This window comes from Streptomyces sp. KPB2 (assembly GCF_003950055.1).
Taxonomy (GTDB): Bacteria; Actinomycetota; Actinomycetes; order Streptomycetales; family Streptomycetaceae; genus Streptomyces; species Streptomyces salinarius.
The window spans coordinates 3,463,476-3,484,082 of record NZ_CP034353.1 but is presented as its reverse complement, the minus strand read 5'-3'; the positions used below and the strand labels follow the sequence as shown (position 1 = coordinate 3,484,082).

The following is a 20,607-nucleotide window of genomic DNA, read 5'->3' as shown; positions in this document are numbered from 1 at the left end:
GTTTCACGATGGTCGTGATGTTCACGACGTTCACGACAGGGAGCGAGGGCGCACGTGCCGGAACCGACCGTCGGCGGGGCGACCGCCGACGCCGTGACCACCGCCGATGCGACCGTCGGGCTCGCCGCGGACTACTTCCAGTCCTACTCGGTCGTCGGCCTGCTCGCCGTCGTCGGGGTGCTCTTCGTCGCCGTCGCCTTCGGCGCCGGGCGCCTGCTGCGACCCGTGGTCCCGACGCCCGAGAAGCTGCTCACCTACGAGTGCGGCGTCGACCCCGTCGGGGAGGGCTGGGCGCACACCCAGGTCCGCTACTACGTCTACGCGTTCCTCTACGTCATCTTCGCCGTCGACTCGATCTTCCTCTTCCCCTGGGCGACGGTCTTCGCCGACCCTGGTTATGGCGCCACGACCCTCGTGGAGATGTTCATCTTCCTCGGGTTCCTCGCCGTGGGCCTGTTGTACGCATACAAGAAGGGCGTCCTGTCGTGGACGTGAACCCCTCATCTCCCGCACCCTCCGCCGGACCGGTGCCCGCCACCGCACCCGGGCCCGTGCCGCTGCCCGAGCCCAAACGGCTGGGCACCCTCGCACGCCTCGCCCCGGAGCCGATGAAGGTCGTCCTGAACTGGGGCCGCCGCTACTCGCTCTGGGTCTTCAACTTCGGTCTCGCCTGCTGCGCGATCGAGTTCATCGCCGCGTCCATGGCCCGGCACGACTTCATCCGGCTCGGCGTCATCCCGTTCGCGCCGGGCCCCCGCCAGGCCGACCTGATGGTCGTCTCCGGCACCGTGACCGACAAGATGGCGCCCGCCGTCAAACGCCTCTACGAGCAGATGCCCGAGCCGAAGTACGTCATCTCCTTCGGCGCCTGCTCCAACTGCGGCGGCCCCTACTGGGACTCCTACTCCGTGACGAAGGGCGTCGACCAGATCATCCCCGTCGACGTCTACGTTCCCGGCTGCCCACCGCGCCCCGAGGCGCTGCTCCAGGGGATCCTCAAGCTCCAGGAGAAGATCGCGCGGGAGTCCCTGGGGGAGCGGTACGGCGCTTCGCCCCGGCCGTCGACGGCCGCGCTGCGGAGCGGCCTGGTACGACCGCCGGGTTCGGCCTCCGACACCGGGGAGGGGCGATGACCGCTGTCGGCTGGCTGCCCGCCGGCGCCGAGGAACTCTTCGGTGCGGACGCCACGGCCGAGGAGTCGTACGACCTCCTGACCGTCGACGTGCCGCCCGGTTCCTGGATCACCGCCCTGGAGACGGCGCGCGACCGGCTGGGCTGCACGTACTTCGACTGGCTGAGCGCGGTCGACGAACCGGGCGTCGGCTTCCGCGTCGCGGCACACGTCGCCGCGCTGGGACCGGTACGCCGACTGCTGCTGCGTACGACCGTCCCGCACGAGGCACCGGTCCTGCCCACCGCCGTGGGGGTGTACGCGGGCGCCGCCTGGCACGAACGCGAGACCCACGAAATGTTCGGCGTCGCCTTCGAGGACCACCCCGCCCTCGACCACCTGCTCCTGCCGGAGGGCTTCGAGGGCCACCCGCTGCGCAAGGACTTCGTCCTCGCCGCACGCGTCGCCAAGGCCTGGCCCGGGGCCAAGGAGCCCGGCGAGTCCGACCACGGTGGTCCCCGCCGGCGCCAGATGCTGCCGCCGGGTGTCCCCGACCCCAACGAGTGGGGCCCGCTGAAGGGCCAGCTGCCGCCCGCCCCGGCCCGCCCGGCACGAGGCGCGGGGAGGGCGGCGGGGGAGCGCCCGGCCCGCGCGGCGGGCGAACGTCCGGCCCGCCGTACCCGTACGGCCGCCGAGGGCTCCGTCGGTCAGCAGACGCCCGGCGCCGAGACCCCGGCCGCACCGCGCCGCTCCCGTACGGCGGCCGAGGGCTCGGTCAGCCAGTCCTCCCCGGCGGGCGAGCCGACGGCCGCACCGGCGCCCCGGCGGTCGCGCAGCGCGAGCCAGGGCTCCGCGTCCCAGCGAGCGGCCGCCCCGACCGGCGGCGCGACGGACAGCCCGACGGGGAACGCGACGGACAGCCCGACGGGCAACTCGACGGGCAGTCCGTCGGACGGTTCGATGGGCAGGCCGACGGACGGTTCGATGGGCGGACCCACGGCCGGGCCCCCCGCCGACACCGTGGCCGAGCAGCAGGACGTCGCCGGGAACGTCCGCCCCCGGCGTGCCCGGAGCGCGTCGCAGGGTTCGGCGAGCCAGCGGGAGGCCTCGCCCACCGAGGAACCGGCTCGCAAGCCGGCGCCCTCGACACCGCGCAGTCCGGACGCCCCGTGGCACCACGCCCGCCCGGCGTTCGACGAGCCTGCGGAGGCGGCGGCGGAGGGGGAGCCGGAAGCTTCCCAGCAGCCGCCGGACACTCCCGACGGGACAGAGACCCCCAACGAGCCGGACACCCCCGGAGAGCAGGCATCCTCCCGAGAGCCGGCCACCTCCGAAGGGCCCGACCCCGCCGAAGAGTCGGACGCCCCCGGAGACTCGGACGCCACCGAGGAGCCGGGCACATCCGCAGGCCCGGGCACATCCGCAGGTCCGGACGCTTCCGGAGCGTCGGGCACCGCCGGTGAGTCCGACGTTCCCCACACCCCACCGAACCCTCCAGGAGGCCCGCAGTGAACGACGCGCTCGACGTCACCCTGCGCCTCCTGGTCGTCTTCGTCGTCTTCCTCGCGTTCCCCCTGATCGTCGGCCAGACCGAGCACAAGGTCATGGCGCACATGCAGGGCCGCCTGGGCCCGATGTACGCGGGTGGCTTCCACGGCTGGGCCCAACTCGTCGCGGACGGCGTGAAGTTCGCGCAGAAGGAGGACGTGGTCCCCGCCGACGCGGACCGCCGCATCTTCCAGCTCGCCCCGGCCGTGGCCCTGCTGCCGTATCTCCTGGTCCTCCTGGCCATCCCCGTCGGGCCCGGAGAGGGCGCGGTCGGTCAGGTCGTCGACGCGGGAGTCTTCTTCGTCCTGGCCGTCATGGGCGTGGGCGTCCTCGGCTCGCTCATGGCCGGCTGGTCCTCCGCCAACAAGTTCTCCCTCCTCGGCGGCCTGCGGACCGCCGCCCAGCTCCTCGCCTACGAACTCCCGATGCTGCTGACCGCGGCCTCCGTCGCCATGGCGGCCGGCACGGTCTCCCTCGTCGGCATCCTCGACGCCTTCGAGTGGTGGTGGCTGCCCTGGCAGATCGTCGGCGCGGTCGTCTTCTTCGTCGCCGGGCTGGCCGAACTGCAGCGGCCCCCGTTCGACATGCCGGTGGCCGACTCGGAGATCATCTTCGGTGCCTACACCGAGTACACCGGTCTGCGCTTCGCCCTGTTCCTCCTCGCCGAGTACGCCGGGATCGTCGTCCTGTGCGGTCTGACCACCGTCCTCTTCCTGGGCGGCTGGCACGGACCCTGGGGAGCCGACGGCCTCGGCTGGGTCTGGACCCTGCTGAAGGCGGCCGTCCTCGCCTTCGTCGTGATCTGGCTGCGCGTGACCTACCCGCGCCTGCGCGAGGACCAGCTCCAGAAGCTGTCCTGGACCCTCCTCGTCCCCCTGTCCCTCGCCCAGATCGCCCTCACCGGCATCGTCAAGGTGGTGATCGCGTAATGGCCCCCGTCCCCGGCAGCGGCCTGGCCAAGGGCCTGGCCGTCACCCTGCGCACGATGACGAAGAAGACCGTCACCCAGCAGTACCCGGACGCCCAGCCGGACCTGCCGCCCCGCACCCGCGGCGTGATCGGCCTGTTCGAGGAGAACTGCACGGTCTGCATGCTGTGCGCCCGCGAGTGTCCCGACTGGTGCATCTACATCGACTCCCACAAGGAGACGGTCCCGGCGGCCACTCCCGGCGGACGCGACCGCAGCCGCAACGTCCTCGACCGCTTCGCCATCGACTTCGCCCTGTGCATGTACTGCGGTATCTGCATCGAGGTCTGTCCTTTCGACGCCCTGTTCTGGTCCCCGGAGTTCGAGTACGCCGAGACCGACATCCGCGACCTCACCCACGAGCGCGACAAGCTGCGCGAGTGGATGTGGACCGTGCCGGCCCCGCCCGCCCTCGACCCCGGAGCGGAGGAGCCCAAGGAACTCGCCGCCGCCCGCAAGGCCGCCGACAAGCTGGCCGCGCGGCAGCAGGAGACGGACGGGCCCGGCGAGGAGGACCGGACATGACCCTTGCCGCCGCATCGCACGGATTCCTCTCCCCGACCGGTGTCGAGATCGCTTTCCTCCTCGTCGGTCTGGTCACCTTCGGCGCCGCCGTCATCACCGTGACCACCCGTCAGCTCGTCCACGCGGCGCTCTGGCTCGTGGTGGCCCTCGGCGGCCTGGCCGTCGAATACCTGTTGCTCACCGCCGAGTTCATCGCCTGGGTCCAGGTCCTCATCTACGTCGGTGCCGTGGTCGTCCTCATCCTGTTCGGGCTGATGCTGACCAGGGCGCCCATCGGCCGGTCCCCGGACGCCGACTCCGCCAACCGCTGGGCCGCCCTCACCGTGGCCGTGGCCTCCGCGGCGGCCCTGGTGTGGGTCGTCGCAGACGCCTTCCGCACCACCTGGATCGACCTGGACGGGCCGGCCGCCGGCTCCACTGCCGTCACCGGAGCGAGCCTCTTCCAGAACTGGGTCCTCCCCTTCGAGGCACTCTCCGTCCTCCTCCTCGCCGCCCTGGTCGGCGCCATCGTCCTGTCCCGCAAGGCCAAGTCGGCCCGCGCCGGGGAAACGTCCCGGGACGGGGCCTCCCCGTCCGACGCCTCCCCGTCCGATGCCTCCCCGTCCCCGTCCGGCGCCTCCCGCTCCGGCACTTCCCAGACGGGCGGTGCCCGCTGATGCACCTCGCCTATCCCGCCGTCCTCTCGGTCCTCCTCTTCTGCACGGGCCTCTACGGTGTCCTCGCGCGCCGCAACGCGATCCTGGTCCTGATGTCGGTCGAGCTGATGCTCAACGCCGTCAACCTCAACCTCGTCGCCTTCGACGTCTGGCTCAGCAAGGCCGCGGAGGAGACCCTGCACTCCGGCCAGGCCCTGACCCTGTTCACGATCGCCATCGCTGCCGCCGAGATCGGCATCGGCCTGGCGATCGTCCTCGCCGTCCACCGCAACCGCGGCACCTCGGACATCGACAAGCTCCGCGACACCGCCGAGGGCCACGAGCCGGACGGCCCCGACACCGACACCCCCGCGACCGGGACGGCCGCCGAGAAGGCTGAGGCCACCGCGTGACCACGACCACCCTCGCCGTACTCGTCCCCCTCCTTCCCTTCCTCGGGGCAGCCGCCGGTCTTCTGCTGGGCCGGACGGCGCCCGGGTTCGTCCGTCCCCTCGCGGTCCTGCCGACGCTGGCGGCCCTCGTCCTCGCCGTACTCGTCGTGGCCCGCCAGGGCGGCGGCGGGGCGATCGACGCCGTCACGGAGCTGACACCGACCGGTTCGGTCCCCGTCGAACTCGCCCTGCACATCGACGGCTTCGCCGCCCTCGTCGCCGTACTCGTCGGCACCGTCGCCACCTGCGTGCAGATCTACTCCACGGGCTACCTGCGCGACGACCCGCGCTACGCCTCGTACGCCGCTCTCGTCTCCCTGTTCACCTCCGCCATGTTCCTCGTCGTCTACTCCGGCGACCTGATGGTGCTGCTGGTCGGCTGGGAAGTCATGGGCATCTGCTCCTACTTCCTGGTCGGCCACTACTGGGAGACCCCGGAGGCGCGCGCCGCCTCCCTCAAGGCCTTCCTGGTCACCAAGCTCGGCGACGTCCCCTTCCTGATCGGCCTGCTGGCGCTGGCCACCGAGGCCGGCTCCTTCCGCATCACCAAGATCCTCGGCGCGGTGGCGAGCGGATCGCTCGACCACCCGACACTGATCGCGCTGCTCCTCCTGGCCGGTGTGGCGGGCAAGTCGGCGCAGTTCCCGCTGCACACCTGGCTTCCCGACGCGATGGCCGGCCCGACGCCCGTCTCGGCGCTGATCCACGCCGCGACGATGGTCGCCGCCGGCGTGTACTTCGTCGCCCGGCTCCTTCCGCTCTTCGAGGCCTCGCGGGCCGCGATGGTCGTCCTCGCCGTCATGGCCGCCGTCACGATGGTCGGCTCCGCACTCGCCGCCCTCGCCCAGGACGACATCAAACGTGTCCTGGCCTACTCGACGATCGGACAGCTCGGGTACATGACCGGCGCCCTCGCCACGGGCGACCGGGGTGCCGCCGTGTTCCACCTCCTGTCCCACGGCGCCTTCAAGGCGCTCCTCTTCCTCGCCGCGGGCGTGATCATCCACGCCGCCGGCACCAACTCGCTGGCCGCCATGTCCCGCATGCGGGGCCTGCGCGACCGTGTCCCGGACGCCTACTGGACGATGACCGTGGCCCTGCTCGCGCTCGCCGCGATCCCGCCCTTCAGCGGCTTCTTCTCCAAGGAGTCCGTCCTCGGTGCCGCGGAGCACGTGGCCACCGGCCACACCGGGCACGCGCCCGGCGCCGCGGGCTGGACCGTCCTCGTCGCCGGTCTGATCACGGCCCTGCTGACCGCCGCGTACGCGACCCGCATGTGGCTGCTGGCCTTCCGCGGCCGGGGCGCAGAGGCCCCCGACCACGGCAGGCAGCCGCCGGCCATGAACGCCGTGCTCTGGGCGCTCGCCATCCCCTCCCTCGCACTGGGTGGGCTCACCTTCCGCCTCCTGCCCGACTGGTTCGACGACCACGCGCTCACCCCGACCCTGACCACCTCCGTGCTCGGCACGGGAGTGGCACTGGTGGGCGGCATCGTCACCTACGCCGCCTGGCGGCACACCACGGCGCTCGCGGCCCGCACCCCGCTGGGCGCGGTCGCGGCCCACCCCGAGGGCGACGCCGGCCTGGTGGAGGCCGAGGCCATCGCCAGCCACCGGCCCGCCTACGGCGACGTCGCCTCGGCACCGGACCCGTCCGACCCGGGACGGCTCCTGCTGGGCCCGGTGCACCGGCACGCGGCGGCCGGCTTCCACCTGGACGCGGTGTACACGGCCCTCTTCGTCCGCCCGGTCCGGGCCGGAGCGAGTCTCGTCCGGTTCCTCGACCGCGAGGTCGTCGACACCTACGTACGCGCGGCGGGCGCCCTGCCCCGCTTGCTCGGGGCCGCCGTACGACGTGCCCAGACCGGCAATGTGCAGACCTATGTGAGCGCGCTGCTCGCCGGCACCGTCGTCCTCGCGGTCGCCGCCGTCCTCGTCGCCACGGGAGCGTGAGCAGGCGTGATCGATATCAACGAGTCCGTGATGCGGGTCCTTCTCGCGTTCCTCGTCGTCGGCCCGCTCCTCGGTGCCGTCGCCGCCCTCCTGCCGGCCCCGCCCGGACTGAAGGGGAAGTCGCCCGAGCAGGCCGTGCTCCGGCACGGTGTCACCGTCACCGGTGCCGTCCTCCTCGCCGCGGTCGTCCTCGTGCTCGGCTTCGACCACGACCATCCGTCGAAGATGCAGGCCAGCACCGACATCAGCTGGATCCCCGCACTCCACGTGCGCATCCACCTCGGCATCGACGGCATCTCCCTCCCCCTACTGGTCCTGACCGCGCTGCTGACCTTCCTCTGCGCGCTCTACTCGTACTTCAAGCAGCGGCACGAGCGGCTGACGCCGCGGGCTTCGGGCCCGAGCCCGAAGGCGTTCGTCGCGCTGCTGCTCGTCCTCGAGTCCGGCACCCTCGCGACCTTCGCCGTCCTCGACCTGATCCTGTTCTTCCTCGCCTTCGAGATGGTCCTCATCCCGATGTACTTCCTCATCGCCCGCTGGGGCGGCGAGGGACGGGCCGCGGCCGCCTGGAAATTCATCCTCTTCACGTTCCTCGGCTCCGTCGTCATGCTGCTCGGCCTGCTCCTGATCGGAATCACGGCGGGCACATTCGACATGGTGGCACTCGCCACTGACAACGGCCGGTCACTGACCGCGTCCGTGCAGGTCATCGCCGTTCTGGCGATCGGGATCGGGCTCGCGGTCAAAGCCCCGATGTGGCCGCTGCACAGCTGGCTGCCCGACGCCCACACCGCCGCGCCGACCGTCGGCTCGGTCCTGCTGGCCGGCGTCCTGCTGAAGATGGGCACATACGGGTTCGTCCGGATCCTGCTCCCGATCGCGCCGGACGGCTTCCGGACCTTCGCGCCCTACCTCGCGGCCTTCGCCGTGGTCGGCATCATCTACGGCTCCCTGGCCTGCCTGGCCCTCGCCAGGAGAGGTGCGAAGGGCGACCTCAAGCGGCTCATCGCCTACTCCTCCGTCGGCCACATGGGCTTCGTCCTGCTCGGCGTCGCGACCATGACCCCGACCGGCGTGAACGGTGCCCTGTTCGCCAACATCGCCCACGGCCTGATCACCGGCCTGCTCTTCTTCGTGGTCGGCGCGCTCAAGGACCGCACCGGAACCACCGACCTCGACGCCCTCGCCGAGGGGTCCGGCCACGCCCTGTACGGCAAGGCGCCGCGCCTCGGCGGCCTGCTCGCCTTCGCCGCGGTCGCCTCGCTGGGCCTGCCCGGCCTGGCCGGTTTCTGGGGCGAGATGCTCGCGCTGTTCGGCGCCTTCGACCCGGCCCGGAACCTGAGCCGTCCCGCCTTCCTCACCTTCATGGCCATCGCCGCCTTCGGCACCCTGCTGACCGCCGCGTACATGCTGATCGTGGTGCGCCGCGTCTGCATGGGCGCCGTACCGCAGGACGCCCCGCAGCCGCGACTCCCCGACGTGCGCACGTACGAGTTCGCCGCCTGGACCCCGCTCGTCGTCCTCACCGTCGTCGCCGGACTGTGGCCCAGGACCCTCCTCGGGCTGACCGACCCGGCCGTGCAGCAGCTCCTCTCAGGAGGCACCCGATGAGCTCCCCGGCCCAGCCCCTCGCCGAGGCGGCCCTCGCACAGCAGCCACTGGCCCAGAACCTCGTCCAGTCCGTCGACTGGCTCGCCGTCGCACCGCCCACCATCACGGCGGTCGTGGGCCTCGTCGTCCTCGTCGCCGACCTGTTCGTCAAGGACGCCCGCAAGAGCCTGCTCGGCTGGATCTCGGTCGCCGGACTGGCCGCCTCCGCCCTCATGCTGCTGCCCCTGGTGAACGACGACCGCTCGACGTTCTGCCAGAACGGCGAACCCGGCGTCTGCAGCTACACCGCGGACACCTTCACCCTCGCCATCCAGTTCCTGGTCCTCGGCGGCGCCCTGCTCACCGCCCTCCTGTCGGTCACCGCGGTGAAGGACGCCGACCGGGGGCTGCCCGAGGGCGAGTTCTGGTTCCTGCTGCTCTCCTCCGCGGCCGGCGCCGCCCTCCTGCCCGCCTCCCGCGACCTCGCGACCCTCGTCGTCGCCCTGGAGGTCGCCTCCCTGCCCGCCTTCGCCCTGGTCGGCCTCCGCCAGGGCGACCGCAGGTCCTCCGAAGCGGCCCTGAAGTTCTTCCTGTCCTCGGTCACCGCGACCGCGGTCAGCCTCATGGGCATCAGCTTCGTGTACGCCACCACCGGCACCCTCTACCTCACCCAGGTGGCCGACCGCATCCAGCACGTCGACGGGCAGTTCACCACCCTCGCCCAGACCGGCGTCGTCCTCACCCTCGTCGGCTTCGCCTTCAAGACGGCCGCCGTCCCCTTCCACTTCTGGGTGCCCGACACCTACGTCGGCGCACCGCTGCCGATCGCGGCCTACCTGTCCGTGATCGGCAAGGCGGTCGGCTTCTCCGGCCTCATCCTCGTGACCGTCGTCGCCCTGCCGTCCTACGCCGACGTCTGGGGCCCCGCCCTCGCGGCGCTGGCCGCGCTCACCATGACCGTCGGCAACGTCGGCGCCCTCCGCCAGCAGGCCACGCGCGCGTACAGCGCGGTCCGGCTGCTCGCCTGGTCGTCCGTCGGCCAGGCCGGCTACCTCCTGGTGCCGATCGCCGCCGCCGCGTACTCCGACGACCCGGAACGCTCGATCGGCTCCACCGTCGCCTACGCGCTCATGTACGCCGCGGTGAACCTCGGCGCCTTCGCGGTGGCCGCGCTCGTGGGCCGCACGAGAGCCCTCAACCGCGTCGCGGACTACCGCGGCCTGTACGTCTCCAACCCCCTCACCGCCCTGCTCCTGGCCTTCTTCCTGCTCTGCCTGGCCGGACTGCCGCCCGGCATCATCGGCCTCTTCGCCAAGGTGACGGTGTTCTCCGCTGCCGTCGACGCCGGACTCGGCTGGCTGGCCGTCGTCATGGCCGTCAACGTCGTGATCGCGCTCTTCTACTACCTCCAATGGACGGCACTGCTGTTCCGGGCGCCCAAGGAGGCGACCGCCGGCCACCGGGTCCCGGCCCCCCTCACGGCCGCGATCACCGTGACCGCCGTCCTCGCCGTAGCCCTCTCCGGCGCACCCCAGCTGATCCTGCGTTTCGCCGACACCGGGCTCTTCTGAACGCGGCCGCCGGGCACGCGCGCGTGCGGCCCTCGCCCTCCACGCGTGCGTGCCGCCCGCCACGGCGGTCACCCGTACGGCTCACACGCGCCGCGCCGGGCGCCGGGGAACTGGTGGCCCTCGCCTGGCGTTGACCAGTACGGAAGGGTCCACTGGACGTGTCACCCACGGCACCGGTGGCATCCGGAGACCGGGAAGCAACAACAGCGAGCGAGACCAGCAAGCAAAGGGTTCCCCTGCTGCACGACTTGGAGGGCGTACCGTGCACCGCCGGCACAACGGGCTCAGGACCGCAGTACTCCTCGGGGGACTGTCCGCGCTCATCATCGTCATCGGCAGCTTCTTCGGCCGAGCGGGGCTCGTCGTCGCCGTCCTCGTCGCCCTGGGCACCAACGCGTACGCGTACTGGAACAGCGACAAACTCGCCCTGCGTGCGATGCGCGCCCGCCCGGTCAGCGAGTTCGAGGCTCCGGCGCTCTACCGCATGGTCCGCGAGCTCTCCACCCAGGCCCGCCAGCCGATGCCCCGTCTGTACATCTCACCGACGGAGGCACCGAACGCCTTCGCGACCGGCCGCAACCCGCGCAACGCGGCCGTGTGCTGCACCGACGGCATCATGCGCCTGCTCGACGAGCGCGAGCTGCGCGGCGTCATCGGACACGAACTCAGCCATGTCTACAACCGGGACATCCTGATCTCCTCCGTCGCCGGTGCCCTCGCCTCCGTGATCATGTTCCTGGTCAACTTCGCCTGGCTGATCCCCGTGGGCCGGTCCAACGACGACGACGGCCCCGGTCTGCTGGGCATGCTCCTCATCATGCTGCTCGGACCCCTCGCCGCCACCGTCATCCAACTGGCGATCAGCCGGTCGCGGGAGTACGAGGCCGACGCTTCCGGCGCCCAGCTGACCGGCGACCCCCTCGCCCTGGCCGGCGCCCTGCGCAAACTGGAACTGGGCACCAAACAGCTCCCGCTCCCCCCGGAGCCCCGGCTCGAGACCGCCAGCCACATGATGATCGCCAACCCCTTCCGGCCGGGGCAGGGGCTCTCGAAGATGTTCTCCACCCACCCGCCGATGGCGGAGCGAATCGCCCGACTCGAAAAGATGGCAGGTCGTCAGCAGTGAAGACCATCCTCAACGTCATTTGGCTCGTGCTCAGCGGCTTCTGGCTGTTCCTCGGCTACCTGCTCGCGGGCGCGCTGCTCTGCATCACGGTCATCGGAATCCCGTTCGGCATCGCGGCCTTCCGCATCGGTGTCTACGCCCTGTGGCCCTTCGGGTACACGGCGGTCGAGCGCCGCGACGCCGGGGCACCCTCCTGCATCGGAAACGTGCTGTGGCTCGTCCTCGCGGGCTGGTGGCTGGCGCTCGGCCACATTGCCACCGGCATCGCGCTGTGCGTCACGATCATCGGCATCCCGCTCGGCATCGCCAACTTCAAGCTGATCCCCGTCTCGCTGCTCCCGATGGGACGCGAAATCGTGCGCACGGACCAGCCCTTCACGGCGGCCGGAACGACACAGCGGAGCGGCTGGTAAACGACACGGCGGACCGGCTGATAACGGCCTTTGCCGCCTTGGTTGTCCACAGCTTCCGGGTTGTCCACAGGCCCGCCCCGATGTCCGTGAAGGCCTGCATCATGCATGCATGACCGAGACCGAACAGTCGCCGGACCGGATGGCCGTCAAGGCGCGGAACACGTGCAGAGACCGAGGCCCCCGATCACTGCCGGGGAGACGCTTGCCCACAGCGACCTACCGCGACACCTGCTGCCCCCGCACGCCGTACGTCACCACGCCCACCGCCAGGACACCCACGCCCACGACGACCGAGACGGCCGGCAGCGAGAAGGCGAGCACCGCACAGCCGGTCAGACCCAGCGCGGGTACGACCCGGGACATCCTCGAAGAGTCCAACGTCCAGGCCGAAGCGTTGGCCACGGCGTAGTACGCCAGCACACCGAAGGAGGAGAAGCCGATCGCCCCCCGCACGTCCACCGTGGCCGCCACGACCGCGACCACCGCGCCCACCGCCAGCTCCGCCCGGTGCGGTACCTGGAACCGCGGATGCACCGCCGCCAGTGCCCGGGGCAGGTGACCGTCCCGGGCCATGGCCAGCGTCGTCCGTGATACGCCCAGGATCAGCGCCAGCAGTGAACCCAGCGCGGCCACGGCGGCGCCCACCCGCACGACCGGTGCCAGCCCCGGCAGGCCGGCCGCCCGTACCGCGTCGGCCAGGGGCGCCGTCGCCTGCCCCAGACCGACGGGGCCCAGCACGGAAAGGACGGCCACCGCGACACACCCGTACACGGCCAGCGTGAGGCCCAGCGCCAGCGGGATCGCCCGCGCGATGGTGCGCCGCGGGTCCCGCACCTCCTCACCGAGGGTCGCGATGCGCGCATACCCCGCGAACGCGAAGAACAGCAGCCCGGCTGCCTGCAACACCCCGCCGGTGCCGCCCGACAGACCGATGTCCAGCCGCCCGGCGTCGGCCCGCCCCGACCCCAGGCACACCACCACCACGGAAGCGAGGACAGCGAGGACCACCGCCACGATCACCCGCGTCAGCCAGGCGGACTTCTGAATTCCGCCGTAGTTCACCGCGGTCAGCGCCACCACCGCCGCGACCGCCACCACGTGCGACTGCTCCGGCCAGACGTACACGCCCACGGTGAGCGCCATGGCAGCACAGGAGGCCGTCTTGCCGACGATGAACGCCCAGCCCGCGAGGAACCCCCAGAACTCCCCGAGCCGCTCACGTCCGTAGACGTACGTGCCACCCGAGGCCGGATACCGGACGGCCAGCCTGGCCGACGACACGGCGTTGCAGTAGGCGACCACCGCTGCCACCGCGAGGGCGAGGAGCAGCCCCGAGCCGGCCGCGCGCGCCGCCGGCGCCAGGGCGGCGAAGATCCCGGCGCCGATCATGGAACCGAGTCCCACGACGACGGCGTCGCCCAGACCAAGGGTGCGACGCAACCCCGAACCCGCAGGTGTCATGGGTCGCACCCTACTGATCGGCGCAACCACCCGGCGCGGCCGGAACGTCCTCTCCACCAAGACGACATGAACACCGCGGAGGAACTGGCCCGCACCACTGGCACAGTGTGGGCACAGCGAGAAAGGGCAGGGTCACGGCATGACCGTCATCAGCTGGATCATCCTCGGACTGTTGGCCGGAGCCATCGCCAAGTTCCTGCTGCCGGGCCGCGACCCCGGCGGGCTCATCGGCACCACGCTCATCGGTATCGCCGGCGCCTTCATCGGCGGCTGGATATCGGCCCGCTGGCTGGACCACCCGATCAGCAAGGACTTCTACGACGGCGCGACCTGGGCCGCGGCGATCGGCGGTTCGCTGGTGCTCCTGGTCGCCTACCGGCTCCTGTTCGGCAACTCGCGCGACTGAACACGCGCGGACCGGACGAGAAAGGGTGGGCACCCCTGGGCGCCCACCCTTCGCGTCGCCGGCTCAGCACATCACCGGTAGTTCACGAACTGCAGCGCGAAGTCGAAGTCCTGGCCCTTGAGGAGGGCGATCACCGTCTGCAGGTCGTCCCGGCTCTTCGAGGAGACCCGCAGCTCCTCGCCCTGGACCTGGGCCTTCACGCCCTTGGGGCCCTCGTCGCGGATGAGCTTGGCCACCTTCTTCGCGTTGTCCTGGGAGATGCCCTCCTGGATCGACGCGAAGATCTTGTACTCCTTGCCGGAGAGCTGGGGCTCGCCCGCGTCCAGAGCCTTCAGCGAGATGCCGCGCTTGATCAGCTTGGACTGGAAGACGTCGAGGATTGCGTTCACCCGGTCCTCGGAGTTGGCCTCCATGAGGATCTTCTCCCCGGACCACGAGATCGAGGCGCCCACGCCCTTGAAGTCGTAGCGCTGCGAGATCTCCTTGGCGGCCTGGTTGAGGGCGTTGTCGACCTCCTGCCGCTCGACCTTCGAGACGATGTCGAAACTGGAGTCGGCCATGTCCTGTGGCTCCTTGTATCTGGGTGCGTGTCGGGCCGCGTATCGGGTCCGTACCGGCATACGTGGGCGGCCACCGGGCCCGGCTGGGTCCTCGGCCGCATCCGGACAAGCCTAGCCACCCGCCGCGGTCCGAGCGGCGATCAATCGGGTGGCGAAGCACCCCTCCGCATCGGGTATTGTTTACGTCGTTGCCACGGAGCACCGCCCCAAAGCGGTTCGACGGGCAGCGAACCCCGGCGGTGTGCCCGAGCGGCCAAAGGGAGCAGACTGTAAATCTGCCGGCTCAGCCTTCCCAGGTTCGAATCCTGGCGCCGCCACACGGGAACGAAAGGGCCCCGTGACCTGTCCGAATAGCAGGTCACGGGGCCCTTCGTCATGAGCGGATCCGGAAGGGTGGCCCGTGGGGCGGCTCCGGGGCCTGCGCCCGGCGGGCAGACTGGGGTCATGGCCTCGTCCTCCCGTCGCAGAACCTGCCCCGAGTGCCGTCGCGAGATCGCCGTGGTCGCGGGGCGGTACGCGCGCCACGACCCGCCCGGCGCACGGGGGAGTGGCGAGCTCGTGTCCTGTCCCGGTTCGCGCCGGTCGGCGCAACTGGGCGCGGTGCAGCCGTCCTTGGACGGGTACGTCGTCCCCGACTTCCCCGGGCAGCTGCCCCTTTTCTGACCGCTCGTTCAAAGGCCCCCGGGACACCGAGCCCGAGTCGCCGCCCTCAGTTCCCGGCCACCGACTTCACCGCCACCGACACGGGCGTCGAACCGCTGATCAGCTCCAGGGTCAGGCCGTTGGTGGCCGGGGTGTCGATCAGTTCCGCGAGGACGGCGGCGACGTCGTCGCGCGGTACGGGACCGCGGCCGGTGTGCGCCTCCAGGCGTACGAGGCCCGTGCCCGCGTCGTCCGTCAGGGCACCGGGGCGCAGGATCGTCCAGTCCAGGGCGTCCAGGGAACGGACGTACGCGTCGGCCTCGCCCTTGGCGCGCAGGTAGACGTCGAAGATCTCGTCCCCCTGGTGCCGGGGGTCGGCGCCCATGGACGACACGACGACGAAACGCCGTACGCCCGCCCGGACCGCCGCGTCCGCGAAGAGGACCGCGGCCGCCTTGTCCACCGTGTCCTTGCGGGCCGCCCCGCTCCCCGGGCCCGCCCCTGCCGCGAAGACCGCCGCATCCGCGCCCCGCAGCCGCTCCGCCACCTCGTCGACCGAGGCCGACTCCAGGTCCAGCACGACCGGTTCGGCGCCCGCCGCACGCAGATCGTCGGCCTGCTCGGCCTTGCGGACGATGCCCGCCACCTCGTCACCGCGCGCGGCGAGCAACCGCTCCAGCCGCAGCGCGATCTGACCATGACCACCAGCGATGACAATGCGCATGTCTTCGACCGTACGCCCCGACGACCGCCCCCGCCGCCCCGACAGCCGCCCCCGCCCCACGACTTCGCCCCGGCGCCCTGCCCGGGCGTCAGCCTTCAGGTCATGTCCCCGGGCCCGCCCTGCCCGTCCCCGCCGGGTCCCACCGGCCCGCCCTGCCCGTCACGCCGTCCGCGTCCGCCACGCCCCTGCCGGGGCAGCCCCAGGTCGGTCGAGGCGGTCGCGTCGCCGTACTCCCGTACCGCGCTGGTCCGCGCCACCACGCGCCCCCGGTGCACCACGACCCGGCTGTAGGCCAGCGACAGCGCGCCCGCCAGGCGGTCTCCGCGTACGGCGACGAGTTCGGCCGGGAAGCCCGCCTCCACCCGTACCTCGGGCAGCCCGAGAGCCGCCCGTGCCGCCGCGCTCACCGCGTCGTACGCCTCCTCCGGGCGCAGCCCGTGACGCGAGGCCAGCAGGTAGGCGGCCTCCAGGGGGTCGCCCCGCCCCACCGGGTTGGACACGTCCCGCAGCGCACCGCTCCCCGCCGTGACGCGCACCCCGGCCGCCCGCAGCAGCCGTACCGGAGCCGTGCCGTCGGGGCGGTCCGACGCCCCGCAGGCGCCCTGCGGCAGGCAGACCACCGTCACTCCGGCCGCCGCGAGCCCGTCCGCGGCCCGGGAGACCACCTCGGCGGGGAGCCGGCCCAGCCCGTCGCAGGGACCGACGGCCACCCCGGGACGCAGCCCGCCCGCCATGGCGGCGAGGCGGGCCAGCCGTGCCGGGTCGGCGGCGTCCGTGTGCAGGTCGACCGGGCAGCCGTGCTCGGCGGCGACCTCCAGGACGGCCTCCACGTACCCTGTCGGATCGGGGTCCAGGTCCGGACACCCGCCCACCACGTCCGCGCCCATCTTGACCGCGTCCCGCAGGATCGCCAGTCCCTCGGCACCGGCCACCCCGGTCAGCACCCTCGGCATCGCCACCGCGGTCAGGTCGGCGAGCCCGCGCAGCGAGCGGCGGGTCCGCAGTACGGCGGTCAGCGCGCCCAGTCCCGCGACGTCGCCCACCCGTACGTGCGCCCGGAACGCGGTGGCACCGTGCCCCAGCTGGAGCAGGGCGGCCTCGGTGACCCGGCGCTGGACGTCCTCGGGGTCGTAGGAGACGGGGCCCGCGGCGTCGGCCGTGAGGGCCGTGTCGGCGTGGACGTGCGGATCGGCGGGGGCGGGGAGGAGCAGGTATCCGCCCAGATCCACGTTTCCACCGGGGCCGGGGCCGGGGCCGGGGCTGGGAGCGCGGCGTGGGGTCAGGCTGCCGGCCGTGCCGACGGCCTCGATGCGCCCGCCGTGGAGCCGTACGTCCACGGTCCGGCCGTCGGCGAGCCGGGCGCCGGTGAGCAGGAGGGAGCCGGGGCCGGCGGAGTCCGAGGGGGAGGGCGAGTGGGGCGGCTGCGGCTGGCTGTCGGGCATCGCGCTCCTCTGGGCTCGGGGCTGCGCAGTGGGGGACGCAAGATCACGCAGAGTGAGTCGAGCCTAGGACGGTGGTCAGCCCGTGGCGCGGAGGAGCGCAATAGTCGTACCGGTGCCGTCCGCGCGGTCGGGGCCGCCCCGCAGCGGTCCGGACGGGTCGGGGCAGGGTCGGCGAAACGGATTTGGGCGAACGGCGGGCGACCGTGTAATGTCTTCATCGCTCGCCCCAATAGCTCAGTCGGCAGAGCGTCTCCATGGTAAGGAGAAGGTCAACGGTTCGATTCCGTTTTGGGGCTCTGGTGTGAGAGGTTCCCGTCGCAAGGCGGGGCCCGATCGCATCACAGCGGTGTAGCTCAGTCGGTAGAGCAAGCGGCTCATAATCGCTGTGTCACCGGTTCAAGTCCGGTCACCGCTACTCTCAGTAGCCGATTGCGGGGTCGGTCCTTCAATCGGCTACTCTTTCCTGCGTTAATAACATCAATCCGTTCGTCAAGGAGCACTCACGTGGCTGCCACCGACGTCCGCCCGAAGATCACGCTGGCCTGCGTGGAGTGCAAGGAGCGGAACTACATCACCAAGAAGAACCGGCGTAACAACCCGGACCGACTGGAGATGAAGAAGCACTGCCCGCGTTGCAACGCGCACACCGCGCACCGCGAGACGCGATAAATCAGGCTCGTACACGAGGCCGTCCCCGAAACCTGGGGGCGGCCTCGTGTCGTTGTCACCGTTGTCGTTGTCACAGAAGAAGAGCAGCAGCAGGAGGTAGCGAGCACATGGCGCTCGACCAGTCGTTCGTGGGGCGGAGCTATCCGCCGACCGCGCCTTATGAGGTGGGCCGGGAGAAGATCCGCGAGTTCGCGGAGGCGGTGGGCGACGCCAATCCGGCGTACACCGACGCGGAGGCCGCGAAGGCGCTCGGTCATCCGGACGTGATCGCTCCGCCGACCTTCGTGTTCTCCATCACGTTCAAGGCGGCCGGTCAGGTCATCGAGGACCCGCAGCTCGGGCTGGACTACAGCCGGGTGGTGCACGGCGACCAGAAGTTCGCCTACGCCCGCCCGGTGCGGGCCGGTGACCGGCTCACCGTCACCTCGACCATCGAGGCGATCAAGTCGATGGCCGGCAACGACATCCTGGACATCCGCGGCGAGGTCCACGACGAGGCCGGCGAGCACGTCGTGACCGCCTGGACCAAGCTCGTGGCCCGCGCGGCCGAGGAGGCGTGAGCACCGCATGACGAAGATCGCGTACAGCGACGTCGAGGTCGGCACCGAACTGCCCGCGCAGAGCTTCCCCGTGGACCGCGCCACGCTCGTCCGGTACGCGGGCGCCTCCGGCGACTTCAACCCGATCCACTGGAACGAGAAGTTCGCCAAGGAGGTGGGCCTGCCGGACGTCATCGCGCACGGCATGTTCACCATGGCCGAGGCGATTCGCGTGGTCACCGACTGGACCGGCGACCCGGGCTCGGTCGTGGAGTACGGCGTCCGCTTCACCAGGCCCGTCGTCGTCCCGAACGACGACCGGGGTGCGGCGATCGAGGTCAGCGGCAAGGTGGCGGCCAAGCTCGACGGCAACACCGTCCGTGTCGACCTCACGGCCACCAGCGCCGGCCAGAAGGTCCTCGGCATGTCCCGGGCGGTCGTCCGACTGGCCTGACGGGCACCGTCGGGTCCTGTCTCGGGCCGGTCCTCGACCTGTCGGGTCCTGTCTCGGGCCGGTCCTCGACCTGTCGGGTCCTGTCTCGGGCCGGTCCCGCACGCGGTGCGGCCGGCCCGGGCGGGCGGATCCGGGTCAGTCGGCGCCGGTGCGCACCGCCGTGGTCGCCAGCGTCGTGTAGCGCATCGTGAAGCGGCCGCCCAGGGCGTCGATGGCGTGGCCGACCGCGCCCAGTACCGCGGCCAGCTGCTCGGGACGCAACCGGGTGAGACCTCCGGTGGTGGGGAGCAGCTCCAGCCACTCCTCGCGGGTGTAGGACCGCTGCCAGTCGAATCGCCACTGCTCCGGGTCCCCGAACCGCCCGGTCTCGCGGATCCGGTCGGCGATCTTCGCGTACCCCGCCTGGTACGTCTCCAGCGGACGACGCGCCGGCTGACCGCTGAACGGCGAGTCCGGCGCCGCCCGGCGGTAGGCGGCCGCGAACGGCTCGGCCACCTCGGCCGGCGGCTCGAAGACGTGCCCGAAGACGGCCAGGCGCCCGTGCGGGCGCAGCACCCGGGCCGCCTTTTCGGCGCCGGCGACCGGGTCCACCCAGTGCCACGACTGAGCGGCGATCACGGCGTCGAAGGTTCGGCCGGCGGGCTCCCAGGACTCGAAGGTCGCCACCTCGACCGGCAGGCCGCGGGCCCGCGCGAACTCGGCCATCCGCGCGTCCGGCTCGACACCGAGCACGGAGCAACCGGCGGCTGTGAACTGACGGGCCGCTATGCCCGTGCCGCAGCCGACATCGAGGACGTCGAGGACGTCCGGGACATCGGGGCCCGGGCTCCCGGCGACGACCCGCGCCACCAGGTCGTCGGGGTAGCGCGGCCGGGCCCGGTCGTAGCGTCGCGCGTCCGTGCCGAAGGACTCGGCCGTGTGCCGGGCCCGATGCGGTGGCACGGGCTGCGGTTGCGGGGCCGGTTGCGACTGCTGTGGCACGGGCTCGCACTGCTCCGGAAGCCCCGGAAGCCCCGGGCGCCCCGGAAGCTCCAGCGGCTCGGTCGGCTCGGTCGGCTCGGTCGGCTCGGACGGGTCCGGCGGCTCGGGCGAGGATAGAGTGGGCATGCGTTCACTTTAGTGGGCAAGCGCCCACTCGCCAATGCGTGGTGGGCGGGCAAGCGATGAGAGTGCCAGGGGTGCCTGGCGTGAGGGAGGTTCCGCGAGTGCCGACCGGAGTGCATCTTCGTGACGCGCGGCAGCAGCTGTTCGACGCCGCCGAACGCGTACTCCTGCGGGACGGCCCGAACGGGCTGACCAGCCGGGCCGTCACGGACGAGGCGGGCTGCGCCAAGGGCGTGCTGCACCGGCACTTCGCCGACTTCGACGCTTTCCTCGCCGAGCTGGTGCTCGACCGGGCCGCGCAGCTCGAGACCCAGGCACTGGCGCTGCGCGAGGCCGTGGGGACCGGCACCGTGGCCGCCAACCTCACCGATGCGCTGACCACTCTGTTCGGGCCGGTTCCGGTGGCGATCATCCCGCTCATCACCTTCCGGGGCGAGCTGCGCGCACGGCTGCGGCAGGCCATGCCCGGAGGTGGCATCGCGATCCTCTCCCAGGTCGCGGCCGCCGTCTCCGCCTACCTGGCCGACGAGCGCGCGAGGGGGCGCATCTCGGCCGACGCCGACATCGACTCGCTCACCCTTTCCCTGGTCGGCGGAGGGCACCTCCTGTTCGCGGACCGCGATCCCGGCCCGCCGGCCGCGGCGACCGTCGGCAAGCTGGTGAACACGGTGCTCGCCGACGTGCTGCAACGGCGCCCGCGCTGACTCGCCGCCACC

The 20,607-nt window shown here is 71.9% G+C and carries 23 protein-coding genes and 3 tRNA genes; 21 read left to right on the top strand and 5 right to left on the bottom strand.

Annotated elements, in window-relative coordinates; genetic code table 11:
* Nucleotides 1-54 precede the first annotated feature (54 nt).
* The 12 genes from D1J63_RS15305 to D1J63_RS15250 all read left to right on the top strand — a co-directional run bounded on the left by D1J63_RS15305 (nucleotide 55) and on the right by D1J63_RS15250 (nucleotide 11,890).
* Nucleotides 55-495 carry an NADH-quinone oxidoreductase subunit A gene (locus D1J63_RS15305; RefSeq protein ID WP_125629284.1) on the top strand — a complete coding sequence of 147 codons (441 nt, stop codon included), beginning with the start codon at nucleotides 55-57 and terminating at the stop codon, nucleotides 493-495.
* Complete coding sequence (locus D1J63_RS15300; protein WP_164713184.1) at nucleotides 492-1,133, top strand: NADH-quinone oxidoreductase subunit B; 642 nt, start codon at nucleotides 492-494, stop codon at nucleotides 1,131-1,133. The genes D1J63_RS15305 and D1J63_RS15300 overlap by 4 nt, the downstream gene beginning before the upstream one ends.
* The gene (locus tag D1J63_RS15295; RefSeq protein WP_125629283.1) at nucleotides 1,130-2,623 is read left to right on the top strand and encodes an NADH-quinone oxidoreductase subunit C; all 1,494 of its coding nucleotides are present in this window, start codon (nucleotides 1,130-1,132) and stop codon (nucleotides 2,621-2,623) included. Before D1J63_RS15300 ends, D1J63_RS15295 begins: the two co-directional genes overlap by 4 nt.
* Nucleotides 2,620-3,588, top strand: coding sequence for a complex I subunit 1 family protein (locus D1J63_RS15290; protein ID WP_061443103.1), 969 nt, complete (start codon nucleotides 2,620-2,622; stop codon nucleotides 3,586-3,588). The genes D1J63_RS15295 and D1J63_RS15290 overlap by 4 nt, the downstream gene beginning before the upstream one ends.
* A complete protein-coding gene (locus D1J63_RS15285; protein ID WP_125629282.1) occupies nucleotides 3,588-4,151 on the top strand; it encodes an NADH-quinone oxidoreductase subunit I in 564 nt (187 codons plus the stop codon). The genes D1J63_RS15290 and D1J63_RS15285 overlap by 1 nt, the downstream gene beginning before the upstream one ends.
* On the top strand, nucleotides 4,148-4,807 hold the full coding sequence (locus D1J63_RS15280; protein WP_125629281.1) for an NADH-quinone oxidoreductase subunit J: 660 nt from the start codon (nucleotides 4,148-4,150) through the stop codon (nucleotides 4,805-4,807). The genes D1J63_RS15285 and D1J63_RS15280 overlap by 4 nt, the downstream gene beginning before the upstream one ends.
* Nucleotides 4,807-5,199: an NADH-quinone oxidoreductase subunit NuoK gene (gene nuoK, locus D1J63_RS15275; protein ID WP_102930256.1), complete on the top strand. Its 393-nt coding sequence runs from the start codon at nucleotides 4,807-4,809 to the stop codon at nucleotides 5,197-5,199. Before D1J63_RS15280 ends, nuoK begins: the two co-directional genes overlap by 1 nt.
* On the top strand, nucleotides 5,196-7,190 hold the full coding sequence (locus tag D1J63_RS15270; protein ID WP_125629280.1) for an NADH-quinone oxidoreductase subunit L: 1,995 nt from the start codon (nucleotides 5,196-5,198) through the stop codon (nucleotides 7,188-7,190). Before nuoK ends, D1J63_RS15270 begins: the two co-directional genes overlap by 4 nt.
* A 6-nt stretch (nucleotides 7,191-7,196) precedes the next feature.
* Entirely contained in the window at nucleotides 7,197-8,801 is a 1,605-nt protein-coding gene (locus D1J63_RS15265) for an NADH-quinone oxidoreductase subunit M (protein ID WP_125629279.1), read from the top strand.
* Nucleotides 8,798-10,351: an NADH-quinone oxidoreductase subunit N gene (locus D1J63_RS15260; protein WP_125629278.1), complete on the top strand. Its 1,554-nt coding sequence runs from the start codon at nucleotides 8,798-8,800 to the stop codon at nucleotides 10,349-10,351. Before D1J63_RS15265 ends, D1J63_RS15260 begins: the two co-directional genes overlap by 4 nt.
* Before the next feature lie 262 nt (nucleotides 10,352-10,613).
* Complete coding sequence (gene htpX, locus D1J63_RS15255) at nucleotides 10,614-11,477, top strand: zinc metalloprotease HtpX (RefSeq protein ID WP_102930252.1); 864 nt, start codon at nucleotides 10,614-10,616, stop codon at nucleotides 11,475-11,477.
* Nucleotides 11,474-11,890, top strand: a complete 417-nt coding sequence (locus D1J63_RS15250; RefSeq protein ID WP_125629277.1) for a YccF domain-containing protein — start codon at nucleotides 11,474-11,476, stop codon at nucleotides 11,888-11,890. Before htpX ends, D1J63_RS15250 begins: the two co-directional genes overlap by 4 nt.
* Nucleotides 11,891-12,106: 216 nt before the next feature.
* Here the strand turns inward: D1J63_RS15250 and D1J63_RS15245 are convergent, their stop codons facing one another.
* On the bottom strand, nucleotides 12,107-13,351 hold the full coding sequence (locus tag D1J63_RS15245; protein ID WP_125629276.1) for an amino acid permease: 1,245 nt from the start codon (nucleotides 13,349-13,351) through the stop codon (nucleotides 12,107-12,109).
* Nucleotides 13,352-13,490: 139 nt separating this feature from the next.
* Here D1J63_RS15245 and D1J63_RS15240 point away from each other — a divergent pair, with 139 nt between their 5' ends.
* On the top strand, nucleotides 13,491-13,757 hold the full coding sequence (locus D1J63_RS15240) for a GlsB/YeaQ/YmgE family stress response membrane protein (RefSeq protein ID WP_030145422.1): 267 nt from the start codon (nucleotides 13,491-13,493) through the stop codon (nucleotides 13,755-13,757).
* Between the two features lie 71 nt (nucleotides 13,758-13,828).
* Here D1J63_RS15240 and D1J63_RS15235 read toward each other — a convergent pair whose 3' ends face one another.
* Complete coding sequence (locus D1J63_RS15235; protein WP_102930249.1) at nucleotides 13,829-14,317, bottom strand: YajQ family cyclic di-GMP-binding protein; 489 nt, start codon at nucleotides 14,315-14,317, stop codon at nucleotides 13,829-13,831.
* 235 nt (nucleotides 14,318-14,552) lie between these two features.
* Between D1J63_RS15235 and D1J63_RS15230 the strand changes: the two genes are divergently transcribed.
* Nucleotides 14,553-14,634, top strand: a tRNA-Tyr gene (locus D1J63_RS15230).
* A 127-nt stretch (nucleotides 14,635-14,761) separates the two neighbouring features.
* Entirely contained in the window at nucleotides 14,762-14,980 is a 219-nt protein-coding gene (locus D1J63_RS37170) for a hypothetical protein (protein WP_102930259.1), read from the top strand.
* Nucleotides 14,981-15,026: 46 nt separating this feature from the next.
* On the opposite strand, the gene D1J63_RS15220 is transcribed toward D1J63_RS37170, so the two are convergent.
* Nucleotides 15,027-15,683, bottom strand: a complete 657-nt coding sequence (locus D1J63_RS15220) for an SDR family oxidoreductase (protein ID WP_125629275.1) — start codon at nucleotides 15,681-15,683, stop codon at nucleotides 15,027-15,029.
* 95 nt (nucleotides 15,684-15,778) lie between these two features.
* Nucleotides 15,779-17,125, bottom strand: coding sequence for an amidohydrolase family protein (locus D1J63_RS15215; protein WP_125629274.1), 1,347 nt, complete (start codon nucleotides 17,123-17,125; stop codon nucleotides 15,779-15,781).
* 223 nt (nucleotides 17,126-17,348) lie between these two features.
* Here D1J63_RS15215 and D1J63_RS15210 point away from each other — a divergent pair.
* From D1J63_RS15210 to D1J63_RS15190, 5 genes are all read left to right on the top strand, one after another.
* Nucleotides 17,349-17,421 (top strand) — tRNA-Thr (locus D1J63_RS15210).
* Nucleotides 17,422-17,467: 46 nt separating this feature from the next.
* A tRNA-Met gene (locus tag D1J63_RS15205) sits at nucleotides 17,468-17,540 on the top strand.
* Nucleotides 17,541-17,629: 89 nt separating this feature from the next.
* On the top strand, nucleotides 17,630-17,794 hold the full coding sequence (gene rpmG / locus D1J63_RS15200) for a 50S ribosomal protein L33 (protein ID WP_003948671.1): 165 nt from the start codon (nucleotides 17,630-17,632) through the stop codon (nucleotides 17,792-17,794).
* 107 nt (nucleotides 17,795-17,901) lie between these two features.
* Nucleotides 17,902-18,354 (top strand): MaoC family dehydratase N-terminal domain-containing protein, encoded by a 453-nt coding sequence (locus tag D1J63_RS15195; RefSeq protein ID WP_115743674.1) that lies wholly within the window; start codon nucleotides 17,902-17,904, stop codon nucleotides 18,352-18,354.
* A gap of 7 nt (nucleotides 18,355-18,361) precedes the next feature.
* Nucleotides 18,362-18,787 (top strand): MaoC family dehydratase, encoded by a 426-nt coding sequence (locus tag D1J63_RS15190; RefSeq protein ID WP_125629273.1) that lies wholly within the window; start codon nucleotides 18,362-18,364, stop codon nucleotides 18,785-18,787.
* Nucleotides 18,788-18,922: 135 nt separating this feature from the next.
* Here D1J63_RS15190 and D1J63_RS15185 read toward each other — a convergent pair whose 3' ends face one another.
* On the bottom strand, nucleotides 18,923-19,894 hold the full coding sequence (locus D1J63_RS15185; RefSeq protein WP_241235569.1) for a class I SAM-dependent methyltransferase: 972 nt from the start codon (nucleotides 19,892-19,894) through the stop codon (nucleotides 18,923-18,925).
* Nucleotides 19,895-19,992: 98 nt separating this feature from the next.
* On the opposite strand from D1J63_RS15185, the gene D1J63_RS15180 reads away from it, so the two are divergent.
* Nucleotides 19,993-20,595 (top strand): TetR/AcrR family transcriptional regulator, encoded by a 603-nt coding sequence (locus D1J63_RS15180; protein ID WP_125629272.1) that lies wholly within the window; start codon nucleotides 19,993-19,995, stop codon nucleotides 20,593-20,595.
* Nucleotides 20,596-20,607: the final 12 nt, after the last annotated feature.

Coding starts and splice junctions, on each gene's coding strand:
- D1J63_RS15295 (WP_125629283.1), top strand. CDS start 1,130: ATGACCGCTGTCGGCTGGCTGCCCGCCGGCGCCGAGGAACTCTTCGGT.
- D1J63_RS15285 (WP_125629282.1), top strand. CDS start 3,588: ATGGCCCCCGTCCCCGGCAGCGGCCTGGCCAAGGGCCTGGCCGTCACC.
- D1J63_RS15280 (WP_125629281.1), top strand. CDS start 4,148: ATGACCCTTGCCGCCGCATCGCACGGATTCCTCTCCCCGACCGGTGTC.
- nuoK (WP_102930256.1), top strand. CDS start 4,807: ATGCACCTCGCCTATCCCGCCGTCCTCTCGGTCCTCCTCTTCTGCACG.
- D1J63_RS15260 (WP_125629278.1), top strand. CDS start 8,798: ATGAGCTCCCCGGCCCAGCCCCTCGCCGAGGCGGCCCTCGCACAGCAG.
- D1J63_RS15245 (WP_125629276.1), bottom strand. CDS start 13,351: ATGACACCTGCGGGTTCGGGGTTGCGTCGCACCCTTGGTCTGGGCGAC.
- D1J63_RS15240 (WP_030145422.1), top strand. CDS start 13,491: ATGACCGTCATCAGCTGGATCATCCTCGGACTGTTGGCCGGAGCCATC.
- D1J63_RS15235 (WP_102930249.1), bottom strand. CDS start 14,317: ATGGCCGACTCCAGTTTCGACATCGTCTCGAAGGTCGAGCGGCAGGAG.
- D1J63_RS37170 (WP_102930259.1), top strand. CDS start 14,762: ATGGCCTCGTCCTCCCGTCGCAGAACCTGCCCCGAGTGCCGTCGCGAG.
- D1J63_RS15220 (WP_125629275.1), bottom strand. CDS start 15,683: ATGCGCATTGTCATCGCTGGTGGTCATGGTCAGATCGCGCTGCGGCTG.
- D1J63_RS15215 (WP_125629274.1), bottom strand. CDS start 17,125: ATGCCCGACAGCCAGCCGCAGCCGCCCCACTCGCCCTCCCCCTCGGAC.
- D1J63_RS15195 (WP_115743674.1), top strand. CDS start 17,902: ATGGCGCTCGACCAGTCGTTCGTGGGGCGGAGCTATCCGCCGACCGCG.
- D1J63_RS15190 (WP_125629273.1), top strand. CDS start 18,362: ATGACGAAGATCGCGTACAGCGACGTCGAGGTCGGCACCGAACTGCCC.
- D1J63_RS15185 (WP_241235569.1), bottom strand. CDS start 19,894: ATGCCCACTCTATCCTCGCCCGAGCCGCCGGACCCGTCCGAGCCGACC.